The 21,931-nt window shown below is 63.3% G+C and carries 16 protein-coding genes and 1 pseudogene; 8 read left to right on the top strand and 9 right to left on the bottom strand.

Annotated elements, in window-relative coordinates; genetic code table 11:
• Positions 1-88: 88 nt before the first annotated feature.
• On the top strand, positions 89-304 hold the full coding sequence (locus tag J3A98_RS07020; RefSeq protein WP_004573790.1) for a DUF2970 domain-containing protein: 216 nt from the start codon (positions 89-91) through the stop codon (positions 302-304).
• Between the two features lie 1,555 nt (positions 305-1,859).
• Here the strand turns inward: J3A98_RS07020 and J3A98_RS07015 are convergent.
• Positions 1,860-2,936 (bottom strand): ABC transporter substrate-binding protein, encoded by a 1,077-nt coding sequence (locus J3A98_RS07015; protein ID WP_209964933.1) that lies wholly within the window; start codon positions 2,934-2,936, stop codon positions 1,860-1,862.
• Positions 2,937-3,149: 213 nt separating this feature from the next.
• Between J3A98_RS07015 and J3A98_RS07010 the strand changes: the two genes are divergently transcribed.
• Both J3A98_RS07010 and J3A98_RS07005 read left to right on the top strand, forming a co-directional pair.
• The gene (locus tag J3A98_RS07010; RefSeq protein ID WP_176683904.1) at positions 3,150-4,802 is read left to right on the top strand and encodes a nitrite/sulfite reductase; all 1,653 of its coding nucleotides are present in this window, start codon (positions 3,150-3,152) and stop codon (positions 4,800-4,802) included.
• Positions 4,786-5,280 carry a DUF934 domain-containing protein gene (locus J3A98_RS07005; RefSeq protein WP_003250391.1) on the top strand — a complete coding sequence of 165 codons (495 nt, stop codon included), beginning with the start codon at positions 4,786-4,788 and terminating at the stop codon, positions 5,278-5,280. The genes J3A98_RS07010 and J3A98_RS07005 overlap by 17 nt, the downstream gene beginning before the upstream one ends.
• A gap of 46 nt (positions 5,281-5,326) precedes the next feature.
• Here the strand turns inward: J3A98_RS07005 and J3A98_RS07000 are convergent.
• Positions 5,327-9,515, bottom strand: a pseudogene (locus J3A98_RS07000) (NEL-type E3 ubiquitin ligase domain-containing protein).
• A 204-nt stretch (positions 9,516-9,719) separates the two neighbouring features.
• Between J3A98_RS07000 and dkgB the strand changes: the two are divergent.
• From dkgB to J3A98_RS06975, 5 genes are all read left to right on the top strand, one after another.
• Positions 9,720-10,523: a 2,5-didehydrogluconate reductase DkgB gene (gene dkgB / locus J3A98_RS06995; RefSeq protein ID WP_176683907.1), complete on the top strand. Its 804-nt coding sequence runs from the start codon at positions 9,720-9,722 to the stop codon at positions 10,521-10,523.
• Positions 10,524-10,528: 5 nt separating this feature from the next.
• Positions 10,529-11,716 (top strand): MFS transporter, encoded by a 1,188-nt coding sequence (locus J3A98_RS06990; RefSeq protein ID WP_209964931.1) that lies wholly within the window; start codon positions 10,529-10,531, stop codon positions 11,714-11,716.
• A gap of 240 nt (positions 11,717-11,956) precedes the next feature.
• The gene (locus J3A98_RS06985; RefSeq protein WP_209964930.1) at positions 11,957-13,189 is read left to right on the top strand and encodes an MFS transporter; all 1,233 of its coding nucleotides are present in this window, start codon (positions 11,957-11,959) and stop codon (positions 13,187-13,189) included.
• A gap of 36 nt (positions 13,190-13,225) precedes the next feature.
• Positions 13,226-13,999, top strand: a complete 774-nt coding sequence (locus tag J3A98_RS06980; RefSeq protein WP_209964927.1) for a helix-turn-helix transcriptional regulator — start codon at positions 13,226-13,228, stop codon at positions 13,997-13,999.
• A 142-nt stretch (positions 14,000-14,141) separates the two neighbouring features.
• Positions 14,142-15,290 (top strand): M14-type cytosolic carboxypeptidase, encoded by a 1,149-nt coding sequence (locus tag J3A98_RS06975; RefSeq protein ID WP_209964925.1) that lies wholly within the window; start codon positions 14,142-14,144, stop codon positions 15,288-15,290.
• 88 nt (positions 15,291-15,378) lie between these two features.
• On the opposite strand, the gene J3A98_RS06970 is transcribed toward J3A98_RS06975, so the two are convergent.
• From J3A98_RS06970 to J3A98_RS06940, 7 genes are all read right to left on the bottom strand, one after another.
• Entirely contained in the window at positions 15,379-16,350 is a 972-nt protein-coding gene (locus J3A98_RS06970; protein ID WP_209964923.1) for a spore coat U domain-containing protein, read from the bottom strand.
• Positions 16,347-18,644: a fimbria/pilus outer membrane usher protein gene (locus J3A98_RS06965; protein ID WP_209969759.1), complete on the bottom strand. Its 2,298-nt coding sequence runs from the start codon at positions 18,642-18,644 to the stop codon at positions 16,347-16,349. The genes J3A98_RS06970 and J3A98_RS06965 overlap by 4 nt, the downstream gene beginning before the upstream one ends.
• 108 nt (positions 18,645-18,752) lie before the next feature.
• Positions 18,753-19,529, bottom strand: a complete 777-nt coding sequence (locus J3A98_RS06960) for a molecular chaperone (RefSeq protein WP_209964921.1) — start codon at positions 19,527-19,529, stop codon at positions 18,753-18,755.
• A gap of 40 nt (positions 19,530-19,569) precedes the next feature.
• Positions 19,570-20,073 carry a spore coat U domain-containing protein gene (locus tag J3A98_RS06955; protein WP_209964919.1) on the bottom strand — a complete coding sequence of 168 codons (504 nt, stop codon included), beginning with the start codon at positions 20,071-20,073 and terminating at the stop codon, positions 19,570-19,572.
• Positions 20,074-20,076: 3 nt separating this feature from the next.
• Positions 20,077-20,610, bottom strand: coding sequence for a spore coat U domain-containing protein (locus J3A98_RS06950; protein ID WP_209964917.1), 534 nt, complete (start codon positions 20,608-20,610; stop codon positions 20,077-20,079).
• A gap of 18 nt (positions 20,611-20,628) precedes the next feature.
• Entirely contained in the window at positions 20,629-21,165 is a 537-nt protein-coding gene (locus tag J3A98_RS06945) for a spore coat U domain-containing protein (protein WP_176683916.1), read from the bottom strand.
• Between the two features lie 30 nt (positions 21,166-21,195).
• On the bottom strand, positions 21,196-21,723 hold the full coding sequence (locus J3A98_RS06940; protein WP_209964914.1) for a spore coat U domain-containing protein: 528 nt from the start codon (positions 21,721-21,723) through the stop codon (positions 21,196-21,198).
• Between the last annotated feature and the right edge of the window lie 208 nt (positions 21,724-21,931).

Raw genomic sequence — 21,931 nt, 5'->3', positions numbered from 1 at the left:
GGTATACCCGTGAAGAGGCCGGCACAGGCAACCTCGCAACCATTGCCTACACTGTCCCTGATTGCCTCTGATTTCCCCAGGAGCCACCATGGACGATTCCAGCCAGGGCAAACCCCCGACCTTCTGGCAGATGCTGCACAGCATCCTCGCTGCCGCCTTCGGCGTGCAAAGCGGCAAAAACCGCGCACGCGACTTCACCCACGGCAAGGCCAGCCACTTCATTGCGCTGGGGGCGCTGTTCACCCTGGTGTTCATTGCGGTATTGATCGGGCTGGTGCAGTTGGCCCTGCACCTGACCCGCTAACCTGTGCTGGCCTCTTCGCGGGTAAACCCGCTCCTACGACGGCCTGTGTCCAACCCCAGATGTGTGTCCACCACCAATCTGTGTAGGAGCGGGTTTACCCGCGAATACGGTGGCAGCAGCAACGATGAACGGCGGGTGGTAATTGGCCAGCAGGCCCGGCCCTTTCGCGGGTGAACCCGCTCCTACGGCGGCCTGTGTCCAACCCCCGATGTGTGTCCACCACCGATCTGTGTAGGAGCGGGTTTACCCGCGAATACGGTCGCGGCGGCAACGGTGAACGGCGGGTGGTAATTGGCCAGCAGGCCCGGCCCTTTCGCGGGTGAACCCGCTCCTACGGCGGCCTGTGTCCAACCCCCGATGTGTGTCCACCACCAATCTGTGTAGGAGCGGGTTTACCCGCGAATACGGTCACGGCGGCAACGATGAACGGCGGGTGGTAATTGGCCAGCAGGCCCGGCCCTTTCGCGGGTGAACCCGCTCCTACGGCGGCCTGTGTCCAACCCCCGATGTGTGTCCACCACCGATCTGTGTAGGAGCGGGTTTACCCGCGAATACGGTCGCGGCGGCAACGGTGAACGGCGGGTGGTAATTGGCCAGCAGGCCCGGCCCTTTCGCGGGTGAACCCGCTCCTACGGCGGCCTGTGTCCAACCCCCGATGTGTGTCCACCACCAATCTGTGTAGGAGCGGGTTTACCCGCGAATACGGTCACGGCGGCAACGGTGAACGGCGGGTGGTAATTGGCCAGCAGGGCCGGCCCTTTCGCGGGTGAACCCGCTCCTACGGCGGCCTGTGTCCAACCCCCGATGTGTGTCCACCACCGATCTGTGTAGGAGCGGGTTTACCCGCGAATACGGTCGCGGCGGCAACGGTGAACGGCGGGTGGTAATTGGCCAGCAGGCCCGGCCCTTTCGCGGGTGAACCCGCTCCTACGGCGGCCTGTGTCCAACCCCCGATGTGTGTCCACCACCGATCTGTGTAGGAGCGGGTTTACCCGCGAATACGGTCACGGCGGCAACGGTGAACGGCGGGTGGTAATTGGCCAGCAGGCCCGGCCCTTTCGCGGGTGAACCTGCTCCTACGGCGGCCTGTGTCCAACCCCCGATGTGTGTCCACCACCAAATCTGTGTAGGAGCGGGTTTACCCGCGAATACGGTGGCAGCAGCAACGATGAACGGCGGGTGGAGATTGGCCAGCAGGGCCGGCCCTTTCGCGGGTAAACCCGCTCCTACGACGGTCCTGCGTCATTCTCAAGGCAGATGTTTCCACCGCGAAGAGGCGGGCACAGGCAATAATAAAGCGCCTGCGAGATTCCCTCCCGCAGGCGCCCCTGCTACATCACGGTCTTGAGTTTCAAGTCACTGGTGGCTGACCCAATACACGGCAGTGACCACCACCAGAACGATCAGACAGAGGATCGCCCAGGCATCGACACTGCTGTCAGCTTTGCGGACCTTGGTTAGGTTTCCCATTGCATTGCCTCTTGTAGTGGTTATGGGAATGCACTTCACCACCAGCAGTTAAGACGAGCAATGCCCTTCCCTCAAGCAGGGTCATTCAATATTCGACCGGTGACGCCAGAAACGGGTAACGGTAACCGGGCGGTCGCCCTTCGGCACTGTAACGCCGAAAATCGACGCCGTAGTCGTCCCTTTCCAGTAGCTTCAGCCAACGCCGGGCCTTGGCCTGATCGATTTCCTGCAATACCGGAACACGGCGCTCGCGCAGGCCGTCGCGGTTCAACGCCAGCCCGTGGGCATCATCGTGCAGCATCACCATGGCCCAACCGCCAAGGGTGAAATGTCCACCCATCAGCACGCTCAAGCGCCCATCGATACGCGCGCGCAAGGCTTCGGGCGAGCTGTTGACGGCACCGAACAGCACGTCACGCCCCGGCGTGTACCCGGCCTCCTCGAACGCCTGCATGGCACCAAAAGCCATCTGGTCATTGGCCGACCACACCAGGCGGGTGGCCGGGTAACGCTCCAGCAACTGCGTCGCTTGCTCATAGGCGCGCTGACGATTCCAGCCGCCGTATACCACCTGCCGCAAGCGCACCTGAGGGAAATCGGCCAAGGCGCGGCGCATGCCCTCAACGCGCAACTGCGAGGCCGGGGTGGTCTTGACCCCGGCAAAGGCAAGCAGATCCACCGGCCCTGCGTTGCGAGGCAGTTGTGCGAGCATCGAGTGCAACATCTGGTAGCCCGCCTGCTCGTCGTTGCTCATCAAGGTACCCAGCGGCTCGGCATACTTGTCGGGCTGAGCCTCGATGCTTAGGCGCTGGCTGGTGGTCAGGCCATTGTTGACCAGCAGCAGCTTCACCCCGGTGCCACGCGACAGGCGCAGGATTTCCGGTGCCACGTACTGCTCGTTGACCAGTACCAGGTAATCGGGCCGATGCGGCGCGCTCAGGATCGCCCGAGCCTGAGTCAGTGTCAGGTCGGCGCGGCGCTCGCTGTATTGCACCTGCAGGGTCATGCCCAGCTCGTCCGCGGCGGCCTGCATGAAGCGGGTGTAGCTGGTCCAGAACGTCTCGGTGGACAGCCCCGGGTTGAGGAACACCACCGAAGCCGGTTGCGCATTTGCCACCAGTGGCAAGACAAGGCACAAGCTTTGGCACAGGGCCTTGAGCATGGGGTCACATCTCTGCGAAGCAAACGTCGGATTATAAACGCCTGGCGACGCTCAACGCACAAATGGCAGTCAATCTCACATAGTCCATTTGGTTCTTTTCATATGCAAAAACATCACTTTAGCGCATAACTGCAACCTGATATCGTTCCCCGGCTCCGTACCGGAGTGCGCGGCCGTGCGCGCGAATAGCTGCATGCCTGAGACAGGACTTTTATGTACGTATACGACGAGTACGATCAGCGGATCATCGAGGACCGCGTCAAGCAGTTCCGTGATCAGACCCGCCGCTACCTGGCCGGTGAGCTGAGCGAAGAAGAATTCCGCCCTCTGCGCCTGCAGAACGGCCTTTATATCCAACGTTTCGCGCCGATGCTGCGTGTCGCGGTGCCGTACGGCCAGCTGAACGCCAACCAGGTCCGCACCCTGGCCAGGATCGCTCGCGACTACGACAAGGGCTATGCCCACATCTCCACCCGCCAGAACGTGCAGTACAACTGGCCGGCGCTGGAAGACATCCCGGACATTCTCGCCGAGCTGGCCACCGTGCAGATGCACGCGATCCAGACCAGCGGCAACTGCCTGCGCAACACCACCACCGACCAGTTCGCCGGTGTGGCCGCAGACGAAATCGTCGACCCGCGCCCATGGTGTGAAATCGTCCGCCAGTGGACCACCTTCCACCCGGAATTCGCCTACCTGCCACGCAAGTTCAAGATCGCCATCAACGGCTCGCAGGAAGACCGCGCGGCCATCGAAGTGCACGACATCGGCCTGGAGCCGGTGCGCAACGCTGCCGGCGAACTGGGCTTCCGTGTGCTGGTCGGTGGCGGCCTGGGCCGTACCCCGGTGGTGGGCTCGTTCATCAACGAGTTCCTGCCGTGGCAGGACCTGATCAGCTACCTCGACGCCATCCTGCGCGTGTACAACCGTTACGGTCGCCGTGACAACAAGTACAAGGCGCGGATCAAGATCCTGGTCAAGGCCCTTACCCCGGAAGTGTTCGCCGAAAAGGTCGAGGCCGAAATGGTCCACCTGCGGGGCGGCAGCACCACCCTGACCGAGGCCGAAGTGCAGCGTGTGTCGCGCCACTTCGTCGACCCCGAGTACCTCGCACTCGACAACGTCGACTACACCGCACTGGATGCCGAGTACCCAGGGTTCGCCCGCTGGCGCTCGCGCAACACCCGTGCCCACAAACGCCCGGGTTACGTGGCTGTGACCCTGTCACTCAAGCCGACCGGTGTTGCCCCGGGTGACTTGACCGACAAGCAGCTGGACGCCGTGGCCGACCTGGCCGAACGCTACAGCTTCGGCTTCCTGCGCACCTCGCACGAGCAGAACATCATCCTCGCCGACGTCGAGCAGCGCCAGCTGCACGCGCTGTGGCTGGAACTGCGCGAGGGCGGCTTCGCCACCCCGAACATCGGCCTGCTGACCGACATCATCTGCTGCCCGGGTGGTGACTACTGCTCACTGGCCAACGCCAAGTCGATCCCGATTGCCGAGTCCATCCAGCGCCGTTTCGACGACCTGGACTACCTGTTCGACATCGGCGAAATCGACCTGAACATCTCCGGCTGCATGAACGCCTGCGGCCACCACCACGTGGGCCACATCGGCATCCTCGGCGTGGACAAGAAGGGTGAGGAGTTCTACCAGGTGTCGCTGGGTGGCAACGCCGCGCGCGGCGCAAGCCTGGGCAAGATCCTTGGCCCGTCCTTCGCGCAGGATGACATGGCCGATGTGATCGAGAAGCTGATCGCCGTGTACGTCGAGCAACGTACCGAGGAAGAGCGTTTCATCGACACCTACCAGCGTATCGGCATCGACCCCTTCAAGGAACGCGTCTATGCAGCGAATCATTAAGAACAACCAGATCGTCGACGAAACCTGGCACCTGCTGCCCAAGGAAACCTCGTTCGACGAGCTGACCAACTGCGACGACTACATCGTCCCGCTGCAGATGTGGCGCGACCATGCCCATGTGCTCAAGGCCCGCGATGGTGGCTTGGGTGTATGGCTGGACAGCGACCAGGAAGCGGAGGAAATCGGCGAAGACGTGCACCACTTCCAGGTCATCGCCCTGAACTTCCCGGCATTCACCGACGGCCGCAGCTACTCCAATGCGCGCCTGCTGCGTGACCGCTACAAGTTCAAAGGCGAACTGCGCGCCATCGGCGATGTGCTGCGCGACCAGCTGTTCTTCATGGCCCGCTGCGGCTTCGACGCATTCGCCATCCGTGCCGACAAGGACCCGGAAGACGCGCTGCAAAGCCTGAAGGACTTCTCGGTGACCTACCAGGCCGCCACCGACGAACCGCTGCCGCTGTTCCGCCGCCGCTGATCGTCCCGCCCCAGCGAACAGCCCGCCTCTCGGCGGGCTGTTTCGTTCATAGGCCGTGGCGTTGAATTGCCTCTCGGCTCAATTCAAGCAAAAGCTGCCGTTTCGCGACCTCACGCGCTGCGCAGATATGCTCGACCTGGGCAAAATAGTCGCCATCGCTCAGCGTTTTCGATTGTTCGAGCAACGCATCCAGGCGCTGCTGAAAAGGCTCGTCCAGGCGGCTGAAGCGCGCCGCCTGCTGCTCGTGCAGATAGTCCTGCCAGAAGGATCGATCTGCCAGCGCCTGAGCCAAGGCTTGTGGCGTTTCCTGCCGCAGCACCTCGCTGCGCGCGGCGTCCAGGTCTTCACGGCCAACGCCGCTGAAACTCTCATACGAAAGATGGCTGGGCTGCACGGGAAGGTCGAGGCTATCCGCCAGCCTGACGCGATAGGTCAGGTAAACCTCAACGGGATCGTTCGAAAAGTAATCCGCAATATGCCGCGCGGCAATTGCGTTGACTTTGTCCAGGCGGAACAACGAACGCCCCAGCCTGACCAGCGCCCGCTCCTTCTGTAACCCGGTACCGGCTGTACCGGCCTTGGCGACCAGCGCGCCAACCTCCAGCTCGCTGAGCGTCAGCAGCAACTCGTCGCTGCAACTGCGCGGCCGGGCAACTTGCTCGAACAGGCTCGCGCGTACTTCAGCGTGCTGCTCGCAGGCTTCGAGGATATGCCACACCCGCGCCTGAAGGTCGCGGGGTTGTGCGTCGTATTCACGCAGGGCACGTAAATCAGAGAAAAAGCGGAACAGATCCTGCGCCCCGGCTTCCTGGCTCAAGCGGTTCCAGCGCGCCAATCGCACCTCGCGCTGGGCTGGCGTGAACCCTGAAAACCAAGGGGCTGCAGCGTTCGGGATCGAAGAGGCATGAGCCGCACGCCGACGCTCAGCCGCCCCGGCTGACGCCCTGGCCAACTGCAAGCGCTGCAAGGTTTCGTCCGAGAGCGGATTGTCGTGCAGCTCCAGTCCCCGCAACAAGCGAAGCGGCACTAAAGACAGCGCTTCAGGCAGTGTCCGGATCTGATTGTCACGCATGTCCAGCAACTCCAGATTACCGTGCCTGGCCAGATCAGCGGGCAGTTCGCCCAGCCCGGTATTGCGCAAGGACAGCCGGCGCAGCAGGGGGAAAGACGCCAAGGGTGGCAGCAGGCCGACCGGGTTACCGTTGAGCTCCAGACGGCGCAGCTCCACAAGCTGGCTCAAACGCAGGTTATCTTCGCTGGAAAGCACGATCTGGTTGCCGCCAAGGCGCAGGTTTTTCAATTCGGTCAGTTGCTCGATACCTGCAGGAAGGCGAGTCAGCCGGTTGTTCCGCAAGTCCAGGTTGCGCACCTTGCTGAAGCGACCAAGAAAGCCCGCATCAAGGCTCGTCACCTGCATATCGCGCAGGGTCAGGTGCGTGATGTGGTCGAAACTCACATTGTCAGGCAAGGCCGGCAGGTCACCCACCCGCTCACCCACGAGGGTCAGGTGGTAGTCACCCGCCACCTCCCCAGGGGTAAAGCGCTGCCAGCTTGCCGTAATGCGCCTGGCAACCTTGATACGACGCAGGCGGCGGACAATGTTCAGCCCTGCGTCATTTCGCCAGGCTTGCAATGCCTGCTTGAGGCTGACCTTGGCCTGTAGCAGTTGGCTGACATGGTTCCACGGGTCCCCCCCCCCGCTGCGCCAGGTCTTGCAGGTAGACCTCCAGCTGCTCACTGCTCATCACCGGATACACGTGGTTCAACGTGCGGCGCAGTGCCTGGCGGGTCCCTGTCAGGTGGCCACTGAGCGGGTAGCCCAAACGCCCATCGAACAACCGCACAGGAGGGCGAATCCCCTGCCCCACACGGGCCAGCCCAATCATCCGGGCCGCCGACTCACGGTCTGCGAGTGCCTCACGCCCAAGCCGCTCACCCAGTGCGTCATCCGTCATCTGGCTCATACCAAGCAACTGTCGCTGACGGCTGTCCAGTTGCTGTCTCAACGTCTGCAGCAACCCACCCCTGCCCGCGGCAGGCAGCTCAACGTTGACCCCGGTCGACCAAGGGGCGATGGCATCGATCAGGCCCAGCGCGAGCTTACCGGTATCGTCATTTTCTGCGGCGGCCTGGCGCAACCCTGCGCAGGCACGGTCTATCCGGCTGTCGCGTATTGCCCAGCGTGCACGCTCCGCCAAGGCCAAGGGCACCCGGCCTGCACCCGTCAGGCTCTCCATCTCGACGCTGCTGGCCCCCTCGACGATTTCCCGTGCGCAGCGATGGGAAAGGCCCGGGAAGTCTCGCATCAATACGCGGTCCGCTGCTTGCGGGCTGATCTGTCGCTCGTTGAAGACCTCCTCGAAAGCGTCACCCCGCAACGTCGGAAAATCACGGTGCAATTGCTGGCGTTCGATGGCATCGAGCAAGCGTGCCGGCGGGGGCGAATTCTCCAACAGCAAACGGCGCAGGCAGTCAGCCTCGAAGCCGGTGGTCTGCAGCGCTACAGATACCGCCTCATCGGGCACCTGCGCCGTGCGACTGGCAAGGCGACGCACCATGTAGGCGGGGTCATGCCAGCGCTGCGGTTGCTCGAACTCATGCACCCATCCTCCGGCACCATTGTGCTCAAGCGCCGGTGAATACGCCCCTGGCCTTGATGGGTGATGAATACGCCATGCGCCGTCGTCCCCTTCGCTCACCTCATAGACAGCATCGTGCAGGCGCCTCAGCGAACGGCCAGTTTCATTCACGGCCTGTCCTACCATCAGATCGACGCCCTCACGTTGATAACCCGACAAGGACGGATCACACAGGCGCAACTGGCCATCGCCCAGGCTTACCGGCACCATGGCATCCACCCGCGCCACTCGCTGTGCCAGCTTGCCAAGAGCCGCCGTCCCGGCCGTCGTCACCGCCGCTATCACGACCGTGTCGGCCACGTTGAACAGGTGGCCCAATGCGGCGTCGCGATCACCCAACTGCCAATCCTGGTAGCCTTCGTACACCTCACCCGCCAGTTGCACCACCGTAAGCCCCAGCAGGGCCTGCCCCAACACAGGCACAAACAGCGCTGCCAGGCCTGCCACGCTCAACCCCAAGTCCAGATAGCCCTGCAAACGTGCGCGGCGGTCGGCGATATCCTCATCCTCTGTCGATACCGCCAATACCCGCGCGTCATCCAGCATTTTTTCGATCCGGGCTTGGCGCAGCGCGGCGAACACGTCACCCTCGATCGCAAAACAGCGGCCATCCAGCTCAAGCGGAAGAACAGTGTTGCCTTGGTTGAGCAGCGCGTTCAGCGCCGCGCAGAAGGCGACGCGATCGCGCTCTGCGACGAAGCGCTGGAAGTACCGCCGATACGCCTCATTACGCAAGCGTATGCCAAGGGTCATGTACAGTAGCACCCAGTGGGTGTGCCAACTCACCGGGGCATACGGGTCCTCAGGCAACCACGCAATAACGCCAAGCAGGCGGCCGTTCTGACGCACTTCGATCATCAGTGCGCCAATGACCTTCTTACCCAGCAGCCTCAGGGTGTGACACTTCAACACGGTGTTGTCGGCTGGCAGAAAAGACCCTGTGCCCACAACCTGGTTGATCCACTGACAGGTCTGCTCATCGATTTCACCCTTGATCCTTGCGGCGATTGCAGCAAGCGCCAGGTTCGCGCTCATCGCCTCCTCCAGGGTGCTCTCGACGGCCACCCCCTCGCCTTCAAGCTTCGATTGCAAATGGCGTTGATAACGCCTGCCGATATCAATGTCTCTGCAAAGACGGACAAAGGCTTGCGCACTGAGTGGCAGCAGGTGCCCACTTGCAGTGACCAACTGCGACCCGGCCGCGAACCAGCCAGGCTGCATTTCCTTTTCGTGGAAGTTGTGCAGTGCCGCCGAGAGCAGCGTCTGGGTGCTGACAAGTCGTGTTGAAGTGCTTGGTAAAGCAGGTGATATCGACGGTTTTGGCTGCAGGGTCACCAGCCTGAGCTGGGCCTGGCGCAGGTCGACCTGCCTGATCGAATGGGCCTCAAGTGCTCTTTTGAGCAACGACTCGGCGAACTCATCCAAGGGGGTTATGGCCCCTAACCAGGCGTCTACTTGGTCCTGCGCCCGCTGTTGGCGCAAAGCAGCGGCACGCAGCCCTGTCAGCTCTTGGGTAGATGCGCGCTTGAGCCAGCCTGGCAGCTGACGGGCAATCAGCGCATCGATGGAATCGGCAGGTATTAGGGAAGGGGTCATGGGCAGCCTCAACGCTTGATAAAAAAGCGCTAGCTGAACAAGGTTCCAAGCCCCTCTGGCCCTATTTATGTAGTGAATGCACAGCTTGAAAATGTATTTGTGCCTACAGGTCAAATGACTTTGGCGCCGTAGCGGCTTATTCGCTGCCGTTCAAACCTGCACACTGGGCACCACATGATCCTCCCCCTATTCAGGAGCAACCCCATGAGCGTTCCTTCCTTCGGCCTCGGCACCTTCCGCCTCACCGGCCAAACCGTCATCGACTCGGTCAAGTCTGCCCTGGCAGTCGGCTACCGCGTCATCGATACCGCCCAGATCTACAAGAACGAAGCCGAAGTCGGCCAGGCCATCGCCGAAAGCGGCGTGCCGCGCAGCGAGCTGTTCATCACCACCAAGATCTGGGTCGACAACTACGCCGCCGACAAGCTGATCCCCAGCCTGCGTGACAGCTTGCAGAAACTGCGCACCGACTACGTCGACCTGCTGCTGATCCACTGGCCAGCGCCGGGCAACGGCGTAGAACTGCCCGAGTACATGAAGGCCCTGGCCGACGCCAAGCAGCAAGGCCTGGCTCGCCAGATCGGCGTTTCCAACTTCAACATCGAGCTGACCAGGCAGGCCATTGCCGTGGTCGGCAAAGGGGAAATCGCCACCAACCAGATCGAGCTCAGCCCCTATCTGCAGAACAGCAAGCTGACCGCGTTCCTCAAGGAACAAGGGATCACCGTGACCTCGTACATGACCCTGGCCTACGGCAAAGTGCTGAAAGACCCGGTACTGGCCCAGATCGCCGCCAAGCACAAGGCTACCGTCGCCCAGGTTGCCCTGGCCTGGGCCCTGCAACTGGGCTATGCCGTGATCCCGTCGTCGACCAAGCGTGAAAACCTGGCCAGCAACCTGCTTGCCCGTGGCCTGAAGCTGGACAGCGATGACATGGCACGCATCGCCGAGCTGGAGCGCAATGGCCGCGAGGTCAGCCCTGACGGCCTGGCGCCAACCTGGGACTGACACCGATGACTGCTCAAACAATGAGACCCGGCCGCGTGCTCTTCGCGTTGGCCATTGGTGCCTTTGGCATCGGTACTACCGAGTTCACCCCGATGGGGCTACTGCCGGTCATCGCCCAGGGCGTGGAGGTGAGCATCCCCAGCGCCGGCATGCTGATCACCGCTTATGCCATTGGCGTGATGGTCGGCGCGCCGATCATGACCCTGCTGTTCAGCCGCTTTGGGAGGCGCGCTGCGCTGATGGCATTGATGGCCATCTTCACCCTTGGCAACCTGCTGTCGTCGCTGTCGCCGGACTACTACACCCTGCTCGCTTCGCGACTGGTCACCAGCCTCAACCATGGTGCGTTCTTCGGCCTGGGAGCCGTGGTGGCAGCCAGCGTGGTGCCCAAGGAGAAACAGGCCAGCGCCGTGGCCACCATGTTCATGGGCCTGACCATCGCCAACATCGGCGGCGTGCCGGCCGCCACCTGGATCGGCCAGCAGATTGGCTGGCGCATGGCATTTGCCGGCACCGCCGTACTCGGCCTGCTGGCCATGGCCGCACTGTGGTACGCCCTGCCCAAGGGTGAACGCGGCAGCGTGCCGCATGTGCGCAAGGAACTGGCGGTCATTGCCCGCCCCAGCGTGTTGCTGGCAATGGCCACCACCGTGCTCGGTGCCGGCGCCATGTTCACCTTGTACACCTACGTGGCGCCGGTGCTGGCCGAACTGACCGGCGCCTCGGACAGCTTCGTAACCTTGGGGCTGGTACTGATCGGGGTTGGCTTCACCCTTGGCAACAGCCTGGGTGGCCGCCTGGCCGACTGGTCGCTGGATGGCGCGGCGAAGATCTTCCTCGCCGTGCTGGCGCTGATCATGCTGGCGATGCCCCTGGTACTGGGTAGCCACATCGGCGCCGCCATAGCCCTGCTGGTCTGGGGCATGTTCACCTTCGCCGTGGTACCGCCGCTGCAAATGCGTGTAATGACTGCCGCCATCGAGGCGCCAGGCCTGGCATCGTCGATCAACGTGGGTGCGTTCAACCTGGGTAACGCCGTGGGCGCGGCGCTGGGCGGTGCGGTTATCAGCCTGAACCTGGGCTACGCCGCCGTGCCAATGGCCGGAGGTGTGCTGGCGGCTGCGGGGCTGTTGCTGGTATGGCTGGGCGGGCGCAGCAAGGTCGCCGGCAAGACCGCAGCCGATATGGCCTGAAGGCAGTCACCTGCAGGAGCGGCCCATCGCGACACCAGGCCGTTCCTGCACACGGGCCGCGCCTGATTTCCTCACGCTGTAATGATGGAATACCGGGCGCCTCCGTTCTCTTGCCAGGCAGTGGGCACGGATGCCCGAAACGCGACATTGGCTGCCTGTTCGGCGTGAGACAGGCCACCTGGGCACTGGATAACCTGCTGCGGCAACGCCTTGCTCCCTTGCCATAGAAGAACCTTGCCCATGACAACCTCCGCCGCCTCCATAGCCGCCGCCACGCCTGCCGACCAGCCTCAGGGCTTTGTCGTGCGCATCGTCGGTGCGGCTGCATTCGCCCACCTGCTCAACGACCTGATTCAAGCCGTACTGCCGTCGATTTACCCCATGCTGAAAAGCGATTTCGCGCTGAGCTTCGCCCAGATCGGCTGGATCGCCTTGGTGTATCAGGTGACTGCTTCCCTGCTGCAACCTTGGGTCGGCATGTTCACCGACAAGCACCCACAACCCTACCTGCTGCCTGCCGGCATGTTGGTGACGCTGGTGGGCATCGCCCTGCTCGCCTTTGCCGGCAGCTATGAAATGCTGCTGGTGGCTGCCGCCGTGGTCGGCGTGGGTTCGGCCACCTTCCACCCAGAGGCCTCGCGGGTGGCCAGAATGGCCTCCGGCGGGCGCTTCGGCACCGCGCAATCAACCTTCCAGGTCGGCGGTAATACCGGCTCGGCCCTCGGCCCGCTGCTCACCGCTGCCATCATCATTCCGCACGGGCAACCGGCCATTGCCTGGTTCATGCTGGCCGCTGCGCTGGCTGTTCTGGTGCTGCTGCGGGTGACGGGCTGGAGCGTGCGCCACGGCCAGGCCCGGCTCAAGAGCTTCGCGGGCCAACAGGCCCCTGGCCTGTCGCGGGGTGCCATGTGGCGCGCGGTGGTGGTGATCGCCGTGCTGATGTTCGCCAAGTTCGTCTACATCGCTTCGTTCACCAACTTCTTCACCTTCTACCTGATCGAGCATTTCGGCCTGAGTGTGCAGCACAGCCAGCTGTACCTGTTCGTGTTCCTCGCAGCCGTTGCGCTGGGCACCTTTGCCGGTGGCCCGGTGGGTGATCGCATCGGGCGCAAGGCCGTGATCTGGGTCTCGTTCCTCGGCGTGGCGCCCTTCGCCCTGGCCCTGCCCCATGCCGACCTCGCCTGGACAGCCGTACTGGCGGTGGCCATCGGCCTGGTGATGTCCTCGGCATTCGCTGCCCTGGTGGTGTATGCCCAAGAGGCGGTGCCAGGCCGGGTCGGCATGGTTTCGGGGGTGATGTTCGGGCTGATGTTCGGCATCAGCGGCGTGGGTGCAGCCGGCCTGGGCACACTGGCCGACCAGCATGGCATCGAATGGGTGTACCAAGCCATCGCGTTCCTGCCGCTGCTCGGGTTGGCCACCGCCTTGCTGCCGGCCACCCGCTCGCGGGCCCGCCCTGGCCGTTGCTGCTAAAGTGGCGCTGCCAGGCTGCTCCGATATGAGGTCACGATGGTAAAGCCGCAGCGTGAATTGTTGGTGGAGGTCGATGAGTGGACCTGGGAAGTCGGTAGCCGTGCGACAGACTACCCAAGCGACTGGTTCATCGAGCCCCATAGCCATACCAAGCATCAACTGATCTATGCCATCAAAGGCCTGATGATCGTCGAGTCCGGCAACGAATGCTGGACGGTGCCACCCAGCCGCGGTGTGTGGATGCCTTGCGGCCAGGTGCACGCCATTCGCTGTGTCGGCGACGTGAAGATGCGCAGTGTGTTCGTGCGCATCGACGCGGCAACGGGCCTGCCCCTACAGAGCAAGGCCATCAGCATCTCGCCCTTGCTCAGCGAACTGATCAAGGCCTCGGTGGGGTTCACCGCACCGTTTGCCGAGGACTCGCGCGAAGCCCGGGTCATGCGCCTGATCCTCGACGAAATCTGCGTACTGCCGACCTTGCCGCTGAAGCTGTCGCAGCCCAGCGACCAGCGCCTGCGGGTGATCTGCGCGGCATTGCATGAACGGCCCGAGGATAACGCCACCGTTGCCGACTGGGGCGCGCGACTAGGGGTGGACGAAAAGACCATCCAGCGATTGTTCCGCAAGGAAACCGGCATGACCTTCGGCCAGTGGCGCCAGCAGGCGCGGCTGATGCAGGCACTGGAGCGGATAGCGCTGGGCGAGCGAATCATCGATGTGGCGGGCGCGTTGGGCTATGACAGCCCAAGTGCCTTCGCCAGCATGTTCAAGCGCCAGTTCGGTACCACGCCCAGCCAGTTCTTCAAATAACCTGAAGTCCACACATTTGCCGGCCATCAGCTTGCTGCATAAGGGCTGTCCGCTAGCGGCTCGCCCTGCCTGATCTTGCACAGCATCCCCGCCAAGCCGTATACAGTACCCCTACAACAATGCCCGCAAAGGAGCCCGGCACATGACCGTGACGCTGTCCCCCCTGCAGATCGACTGCGATTTCGACTCCGGCAACATACAGGTACTGGATGCCAGCAACCCGGCCCAGGTACACCTGGCCATTCGCCCGGACACCCACAGCGGCCACTACCAGTGGTTCCACTTCAAGGTCAGCGGGCTGACACCGGGGCAGGTCCATCGCTTCAGCCTGGACAACGCTTCCGGCTCCTCGTACAAGAACGCGTGGAGCGGCTACAACGCTGTGGCCAGCTACGACCAGCAGCGCTGGTTCCGTGTGCCAAGCCAGTTCGACGGTACGGCGCTATCGTTCGAGGTCAAGGCTGAACAGGACCAGATCTGGTTCGCCTACTTCGAGCCCTACCCGCGGGCCCGCCACAACCAGCTGATCGAACGTGCCTGCCAACTCCCGGGGGTCGAGTTGCTGGCCAGCGGCCGCAGTATCCAGGGCCGCGATATCCCGCTGCTGCGGGCAGGTGACGGTGCCGAAGGCAAACGCAAGCTGTGGCTGATTGCCCAGCAGCACCCGGGCGAGCACATGGCCGAATGGTTCATGGAAGGCGTGATCGACCGCCTGCAGGCCAACGACGCAGTGGTCCAGCAGTTGCTGGCCAAAGCCGACCTTTACCTGATCCCCAACATGAACCCCGACGGCGCCTTCCTCGGCCACCTGCGCACCAACTTCAAGGGCAAGGACCTCAACCGCGCCTGGCAGGACGCCAGCGTCGAATTCAGCCCGGAAGTGTTCTTTGCACAGGCGCAGATGAAGCAGTACGGTGTGGATGCCTTCATCGACGTGCACGGTGACGAGGAGATCCCCCACGTGTTCACGGCCGCATGCGAGGGCAACCCGGGTTACACCCCTCGGCTGGCCAAGCTCGAAGAGCAGTTTCGTAGCACCTTGTGCAGCCTGACCCGCGACTTCCAGACGGTGCATGGCTATACCCGTGACGAACCCGGACAGGCGAATACGACACTGGCCTGCAATGCGGTGGGCATGGCCCATGACTGCCTGTCACTGACGCTGGAAATGCCGTTCAAGGACCATGACGACGCGCCCGATGCAGTCACCGGGTGGTCTGGGGCGCGCTCCAAGGCACTGGCCGGAGCGGTGCTGGAGACCCTGGCCAACATGGTAGACGATTTGCGCTGAACCCCGCCTTGCGTGCCCCTGAAGAAGCAGCCCGTCGCGACACGCGGCGGCTCCTTCGGGGGTATTGACTGCCGCAGGGATGACGGGTTCAGAATTGCACATCCAATATCACACTGTCGGTATAGGTCGCAGCCGGCGGTGTCGCCTGATCGGTATAGACCTTGGCGTTGTAGTTGAACACCTGGCTACCCGTGCCGGTACCCACCCCGGGGTTGATGTCGGCATCCGTACTGGAACGCCTGGCAGCTCCTAACGCCCCCCAGCGCACGGTCCCGGCACTTTTGAAAATGTCATAGGCCAGGTAGTTGTTGGCCGAAGACTTCATCCGCCGCCGCCCACCCGACACGTTCTGCCCGTCATCCAGCCCTACCGTGTAGCTGCTGCCCTTGGTGCATGACACGTTTATGCCCTGGCTCACCGTGCCGAACCCCGCCACCACCGGTGCACTGGCGAAGCTGATGTCAGGCGTGGTGATCTGGCAATCGTTGGTCACCGTCAGGCTCACGTTCAAGAGCTGGCTACCCGAACCGATGTCGCGCCCAAGGCATATCCCTAACGCGCCAATCCCCGAACAATAATCCCAGCTCCAGGCCACGGTCAGGGCCTCTTGATACAACCCGGCCGCGACATTGCTGCCAATCTGGGTGCGCAGGTAGATCGGCACCGCCTTGGGTGTGGTACCGCCGAGCAGCCCCAGCAAGTCGAGGATGCCGTTGCGGGCGAAGTCGTAGGCCACACCGCGGGTAATCGGGTAGCGGGTGGTGTTGTCGGCATACAGCGTGTAGGGAATGACATCGCCTGTCGGGCCGACCAGGCCACCCGAGGCGGGCGTGATCGTGGCGTAGAAATGATCACCGCTGCTGAGCAAGGTCAGCAGCGAACCGGTGCACTGCAACCCGGAGTTGAGGCTGGAAGCCGTCTGTACCGTGTTGCGAACCTGCGTTGAATTAAGGCTGCCAAACGCTGCCGGCAACGTGGCCACCGACGAACAAAGCGCCAAGGCCGTGCCACTCGGCAACAGCAGCACGCTCGCCACCAGGCCCCGCCGCCAGGCGCTCATCGGCACACCAGCGGACCAATCAGAGGGATCGAGCCTTGCGCTTCGGGCAGGTCAAACGCCACTTCGCAATGCCCACCCCCTTCAAGCGCCACCTGAAGGCGGTTATACGACGACAGGTTCTCCAGGTACACCAACCCGTCCCACCCCACCACCGCCTGGGTGCCGCTCTCTGCGTGGGTGACACGGCTACCCAGTTTGAGCACCTGCTGGTTGCCATCCACCAATTCGACACTGGCCGCCATGACCCGCTTGAGGGGGAATTCCAGCAAGTAGCCACTGCCCCGTCGCACCGCTACACGTTGCTCAACGTCCGGCGCGAGGACATCCGGTGGCAGGTTCATGGGATCGATCTCGTACTTGCCCCGGTAGTAACCGCTGCTGTAAGGCACCAGCAAGTGCCCCTTGGCATCGGTACGGCCGATTTCCTGGTTTTCATAACGCACCGGTACATCCGCGTAACCTGCGGTGCTGACCACCACGAAGGCATCATCGATACGGTTGGCAGCGAACACGCCGGCATCCATCCACACCAGAGAACCACTGGCGTCGGCCCAGCGGGTCATCTCACCGCTGCTGCCATACACACCGGCCTGCAGTTGCACCGATTGCAGGCGCCAGGTGACGTCGGCCTGGCGATAGGCATCACGGTCGCTGCCTGCGGCATAGCCCAGGTTGTAACCGACGCCGACACCGGCTGGCACCGCACGGCTGTAGTTGACCCGTTGCAGGGTCTCGCCTTCATTGCTGCGTTCGATGCTCAGCGCCAGGGTGCCGTGCAGGTCGAACGGGATCACCAACTGCGCCTGCACCGCCCACTGGCTGTCCCCCACTTCACGGTTGGCCGAGAGGTACACACTGCTGCTGCCCCACAGTGGCTTGCTGTAGCTCAGGTTGATCAACCGGGTACGCGTACCGTCACCGGCGCGCACGTCGAAGTAGCCAGCGCCAATGCTGCCGTACTCGTTCAGGTTGACACTGAGGGTGACCTGTTCGCTGCTTTTGCTCAGTTGCATGTCCGGGGAGCCCACCCGACTCAGGTCGGCATAGTCGCCATGGCGTTGCAGGCGCTGGTAACCGAAGCCGATGCGCTGGCTGTTGTACTGGTAGCCAAGGGCGACCTGATGGCCCTTGTCGCCCTCGAACCGGCTTTGCGCCAAGGCAGCGTTGAGCACGCCAAAGTTGCCCATGCGCATGTTGCCGCCCAGCCCACCCAGCATCAGCGACTCAGCCGTTTCGGCGTGGGTTTCCAGGGTGAAGATGTCACTGAGCCCATAGCGCAAGCTGCCCGAGGCAATACCCGGCCCATAGCTGAAATCGCGTACGCCATAATCACGGCGCAGGCTGCCGGCGGCCACCGAGTAGTCCGACAGGCCCTTCTGCAGCAAGCTGCTGGTGACATAGAACGGCAAGGTGGTCGACACCTGCCGGCCAAGGGCATCAGTGGTGACCACCACCGCTTCCCCGGCACCGTTGATGAACGGCACGTTGGTCAGGGTGTACGGCCCTGGCTGCAGTTCAGTGGTACTGGACTTGAAACCGTTGATGAACAGGTCGAGCGACGTGGGCACCGCCGCTTCGCCGGCGAACGCAGGCAAGGGGTAAGTGACAAGATCCGGGCGCGCAGCGAAGTCGCGTGACAGCTGCACTCCGCCCACTCGCACCGAGCTGCTCCAGGGCAAGGCGCCCGTCACGAAGTCACCGGCTTCGTAGGTCAGCAGGCGCTGCTCGTCGGTAAAGCGCCAGGTGGTGTCGTAACGCATGAAGCCTCGGCGCGTATCGTCCGCCTGTGCGCCATTGAAAGACTGGCGCCACTGGCCGGTACTGGAGAAGGTACCCCAGCTGTCGAACAGGCGCAGCTCGTTCCAGGCGGCCAGGTAGGTGCCGCCTTCATCGGTGTCGTTGAGATACAGGTCATAGTTGAACAAGGCGCCGAAGCTGCTGCGCGCATCGCTGGCCGGGTAAAGGTTGCGATCACCCACTTGCTGTTCTGGCAACCAGGCTGGCGGCACCTGCAGCAGCAGGCGCTGGTTCTGACTGTCGTAGTCGGTGTGCAGCCCCGCGATGCTGTCCAGGGCCACCTCCCCCTGGGGGTTGCCCGGCAGCGAGACGCCAGCTGCACGCAATACGTCGCTGTCCAGGTACAAGCGCCCGGCCCGCTGCTGCACCGGTATCAGTTCAACCCTGGGCATCTGGTTCACCACCAGATCGAGGTAAAGGGTGGCCTCGGCGATGGCGGACATCTCCGTGGGCGGTGGGGGCAAGTCGTCGGCCAGCACCAGTGCGGGGCTGACCATGGCCAGCCCCAGGCACCAGCGGCACGTCGTCGCCGGGAGCCATTTCACACACGGTTTCCAACCATTGCCGGGTCCTCCCTGGCCCCTGCACTTCATTCAGCCGTTGGCTCATTGGCCTTGGCGGATGGCGTCCGCCGAGCGCTGACCATTGACCCTGCCCTTCAGCACGCTGACGCTGCCGGATGCCACGGGAGCCGGCCAGCGCATGCTTGCCCCCGGCAGCACATAACCCAGCAGGCCTTCAGCCAGTGGCTTGCTCTGGCTGCCTTGCTGCACGACCACATCGGTCAGCCGCGCATGTACCGGGCCCGTGTTACGCAGTTCAATGTAGGGCTTGCCTTGCACCGTCACCGGGCGCCAACTGAGCTGCGGCTTGCCCACCCCCTCGGCGTTGCGTTTGCCTTCAGGGTCGGCCTTGCCCCACAGCCCCTCGCCATAGACAAACAGCGGCACCGAATAGCGCATCTGCAAACGAATGGCCGCCGTCGCGCCAGGCTCAGCCTTGTCGACCGGGATGGCGGGCGGAATCTCGTCGATGATGATGCGGTAGGCCTGCTCCTGGCCGGCGGGTGAAGGGCCGGTACGGGTCAGGCGGATCAACTGCTTCTGCCCGGGAGCGATGTTGGCGACCGGCGGGCTGCCGATAATCTCGCGCTGCGCCTGGAACTGCTCCTTATAATCACCCTGACGCCAGGCGAATACCCGCACCTGCAGGTTTGCCGGCGCAGTGCCACGGTTTTCCAGCCACAACGCACCTGCCTTCTGGTCGGCCTCCAGCACCGGGTCGATCGGCCAGATCAGCACCGAAGTGGCCGCCCAGGCCGGCAGGCTTGCCAGCGACAACAATCCAGTCAATCCACGCGTCCACTTCGCGCCTGCCCGCATGCAGCTCTCCTTAGACACTTGTCATGGGTGGCACTGGCAGTTACCAGGTCACCGTCACTTGCACCACATCGGTGTAAGTCCCTGCCGGCTGCGTGCCGGTCAGTTGGACTCGCCCGTAGACCGGTAGCTTGATCGCCGTCGGGTCGGAATAGCTCACCGCCACGCTCTGGCCGATGCCCAAAGCCTGGGTATAGGCCGCGTCCCGGTACAACTGGTAGGCCAGCACTTGCGCACCACTGGTGCGCTTCAGGTTGCGTGTGCCACTGGCACTGTTTTGCCCGCCGTCCAGGCTCATGCTCATGGCCACGCCCGGCGTGCACTGGAACGTCACGGAAGAACCCCCCAGGGATGTGCTGAGCAGCCCCGTGGACAGCGCCGACTGCGAGCCATAATCGAGCGTGCCGTAACTGGTGACACCGCCTACCACCAGGCATCCGGCGACAACCTGCGCCATCACCGTGAAGGTACTGGTGGTCACTGCCCCCAACGGGGCGGTCAACAACATGCTGACGCCAGTCAGGCCTCCTGCCAGCCAGCCGCGCATGGATCAGAACGACAGCTCGACCGAGATCGTGTCGCTGTAGACCCCGGCAGGCAGGCCCGCCTTGCCGACGGCCTTGCCGTAAAGGTTGACCGTTTGAGCGGCGCCGGTACTGGTCGGCAGGGTGATGGTGTCGTCGACCGCCAGCAACGCCGTACGCCCAGCGTCGGTATAGAGGTCATACGGTACAAAGTTGCCAGAACCATCGGCGAGCGCACGGGTGCCCCCGCTCGACTGGCCATCATGCAGGCCTGCACTCACTTTGATCACAGGCACCGTACCTGCAGAGCACAGGATGCTCATGGCGCCTCCCCCGCCTCCCAGCACCTGGGCATCGGCGGTGGCGAACAAGGCATCCTGGGTACCGAAGTCCAAGGCACCGAAGTCAAGCCCCGACGTGCCCGACGAGCCATTGACCTGGCACGCCGCAGTCAGCGTCAGGGTCGAGCTGATACTCCCCGTAACCGTGGCCGCCTGGGCCTGGGAAGCCAACGCCAGGCCCAGGCCTGCGAGGACGCAATATGAAAGGTTCGTTCGCATCGGAGTCTCCTTGCGTGGTTACCAGTCCAGGGTCACTCTGAGGGTGTCGCGGTAAAGCCCGGCCGGTAGCGCTCGTGGTTGCGCCACTACCACACCGTAGATGGGAATCGGTACTTGCTGGCTGCTGCTGATGGTGAAGGCCCGTGCCTGGCCGACGCCGTAGCGGCTGTTGCCGCCTGGGTCGACCGCCAACTGGTATGGAATCAGTTCACGGCCGTTGCTCAGGCGGCGTATGCCATCGTCGCCATTGAGGCCACCATTGATACGCACGTTGAAGGCCCGAACTTCAGGCGTGCAACTGATCTGCAAGCTGCCCTCACCGCCCACTTCGTCCACTTGGCTGCGCAACGGCTGGTCCCAGTTCGGACCGCGCTCGCCAAAGTCCATTACGCCTGGGTCACCCAGCACCGCCGGTTGCGTCTCGTTGCTGCTGATCTGGCAAGACGCGCTGATCACCAGCCGTGCCTGGATGAAACCGGTGGTGCTGCCATGCACCGCACCGCCGGGGATCAGCAGCGGGCCGAGGGTGAGCAACAGGATCGAAGTGCGGCTCATGACATGGCGTCCTTGTGCATGGTGGCGTCACTACCAGGTAACGGTGACTTTGAGCAGGTCGGCGTAAGCCCCTGCTTCCGGCACCCAGGCCAATTTGTCGATACGTGCGTACAGCGGCAATTCAACCGAACCACTGCCCGGCACACGCGCCGACAGGGCTACCCCCACCGCCAGCGGCTCACGCCAGGCAGCGTCACGGTACAAGCGATAAGGAATGGGCCGCGCCAGGCGGTCGTGGCTGGCCAGATAGCGCAGCTCGCCGACGCCACCATGCTGGCCACCATCGACGCGCACCTGATAGGGCGTATCCGGGTTGCACTCGAGCCGCGGCGGGCGCTGGCTCAGCAGCACGCCGCTCAAGGGCGCACCAGGGCCATCCAGGCGCGCCGCCGCACCTAGGTCGATTCGCCCCAGGGCCTGGGCTCCCGCATCACGGGGCTGGTTGACCAGCATGCAGCCACGTTGCACCAGCACCCGAACTTCCACGAGGAAATCCGCAGCCACGGTACTGCCGCTGAACAACAGGCCGAACAGCGCGGCCAGCATGCGCTCCGTCACCTTGTTATCCTTGTCGAGGTGTCTTGAACTGAGCGTAGCAGCGAGGCAGCGCAGCCGAAGTAGCACTAAGCCATTTTTTTGTATTAGCGACAAAGCGATACCGTGGTAGCAAAAAAAGCCTGTGTCGCACAGAACCCGCGGCCAACCCGTGCCTCCAATGGCCAGGAGCCGGTAAATTCACCGGGATTCTGTTAGGGTGAATCGTACT

It is taken from the genome of Pseudomonas sp. BP6 (assembly GCF_017875935.1).
Taxonomy (GTDB): Bacteria; Pseudomonadota; Gammaproteobacteria; order Pseudomonadales; family Pseudomonadaceae; genus Aquipseudomonas; species Aquipseudomonas putida_Y.
The sequence above is the reverse complement of the archived record's forward strand: the minus strand, read 5'-3'. Positions and strand labels throughout refer to the sequence as shown.

Excerpts from the sequence above, each read along its gene's own strand:
- J3A98_RS06980 (WP_209964927.1), top strand. The coding sequence starts at position 13,226 with ATGGTAAAGCCGCAGCGTGAATTGTTGGTGGAGGTCGATGAGTGGACC.
- J3A98_RS06960 (WP_209964921.1), bottom strand. The coding sequence starts at position 19,529 with ATGCGGGCAGGCGCGAAGTGGACGCGTGGATTGACTGGATTGTTGTCG.
- J3A98_RS06970 (WP_209964923.1), bottom strand. The coding sequence starts at position 16,350 with ATGAGCGCCTGGCGGCGGGGCCTGGTGGCGAGCGTGCTGCTGTTGCCG.
- J3A98_RS06990 (WP_209964931.1), top strand. The coding sequence starts at position 10,529 with ATGACTGCTCAAACAATGAGACCCGGCCGCGTGCTCTTCGCGTTGGCC.
- J3A98_RS06965 (WP_209969759.1), bottom strand. The coding sequence starts at position 18,644 with ATGGTCAGCCCCGCACTGGTGCTGGCCGACGACTTGCCCCCACCGCCC.
- J3A98_RS06985 (WP_209964930.1), top strand. The coding sequence starts at position 11,957 with ATGACAACCTCCGCCGCCTCCATAGCCGCCGCCACGCCTGCCGACCAG.
- J3A98_RS06945 (WP_176683916.1), bottom strand. The coding sequence starts at position 21,165 with ATGAGCCGCACTTCGATCCTGTTGCTCACCCTCGGCCCGCTGCTGATC.
- J3A98_RS07005 (WP_003250391.1), top strand. The coding sequence starts at position 4,786 with ATGCAGCGAATCATTAAGAACAACCAGATCGTCGACGAAACCTGGCAC.
- J3A98_RS07010 (WP_176683904.1), top strand. The coding sequence starts at position 3,150 with ATGTACGTATACGACGAGTACGATCAGCGGATCATCGAGGACCGCGTC.
- J3A98_RS06975 (WP_209964925.1), top strand. The coding sequence starts at position 14,142 with ATGACCGTGACGCTGTCCCCCCTGCAGATCGACTGCGATTTCGACTCC.
- J3A98_RS06950 (WP_209964917.1), bottom strand. The coding sequence starts at position 20,610 with ATGCGAACGAACCTTTCATATTGCGTCCTCGCAGGCCTGGGCCTGGCG.
- J3A98_RS07020 (WP_004573790.1), top strand. The coding sequence starts at position 89 with ATGGACGATTCCAGCCAGGGCAAACCCCCGACCTTCTGGCAGATGCTG.
- dkgB (WP_176683907.1), top strand. The coding sequence starts at position 9,720 with ATGAGCGTTCCTTCCTTCGGCCTCGGCACCTTCCGCCTCACCGGCCAA.
- J3A98_RS07015 (WP_209964933.1), bottom strand. The coding sequence starts at position 2,936 with ATGCTCAAGGCCCTGTGCCAAAGCTTGTGCCTTGTCTTGCCACTGGTG.
- J3A98_RS06955 (WP_209964919.1), bottom strand. The coding sequence starts at position 20,073 with ATGCGCGGCTGGCTGGCAGGAGGCCTGACTGGCGTCAGCATGTTGTTG.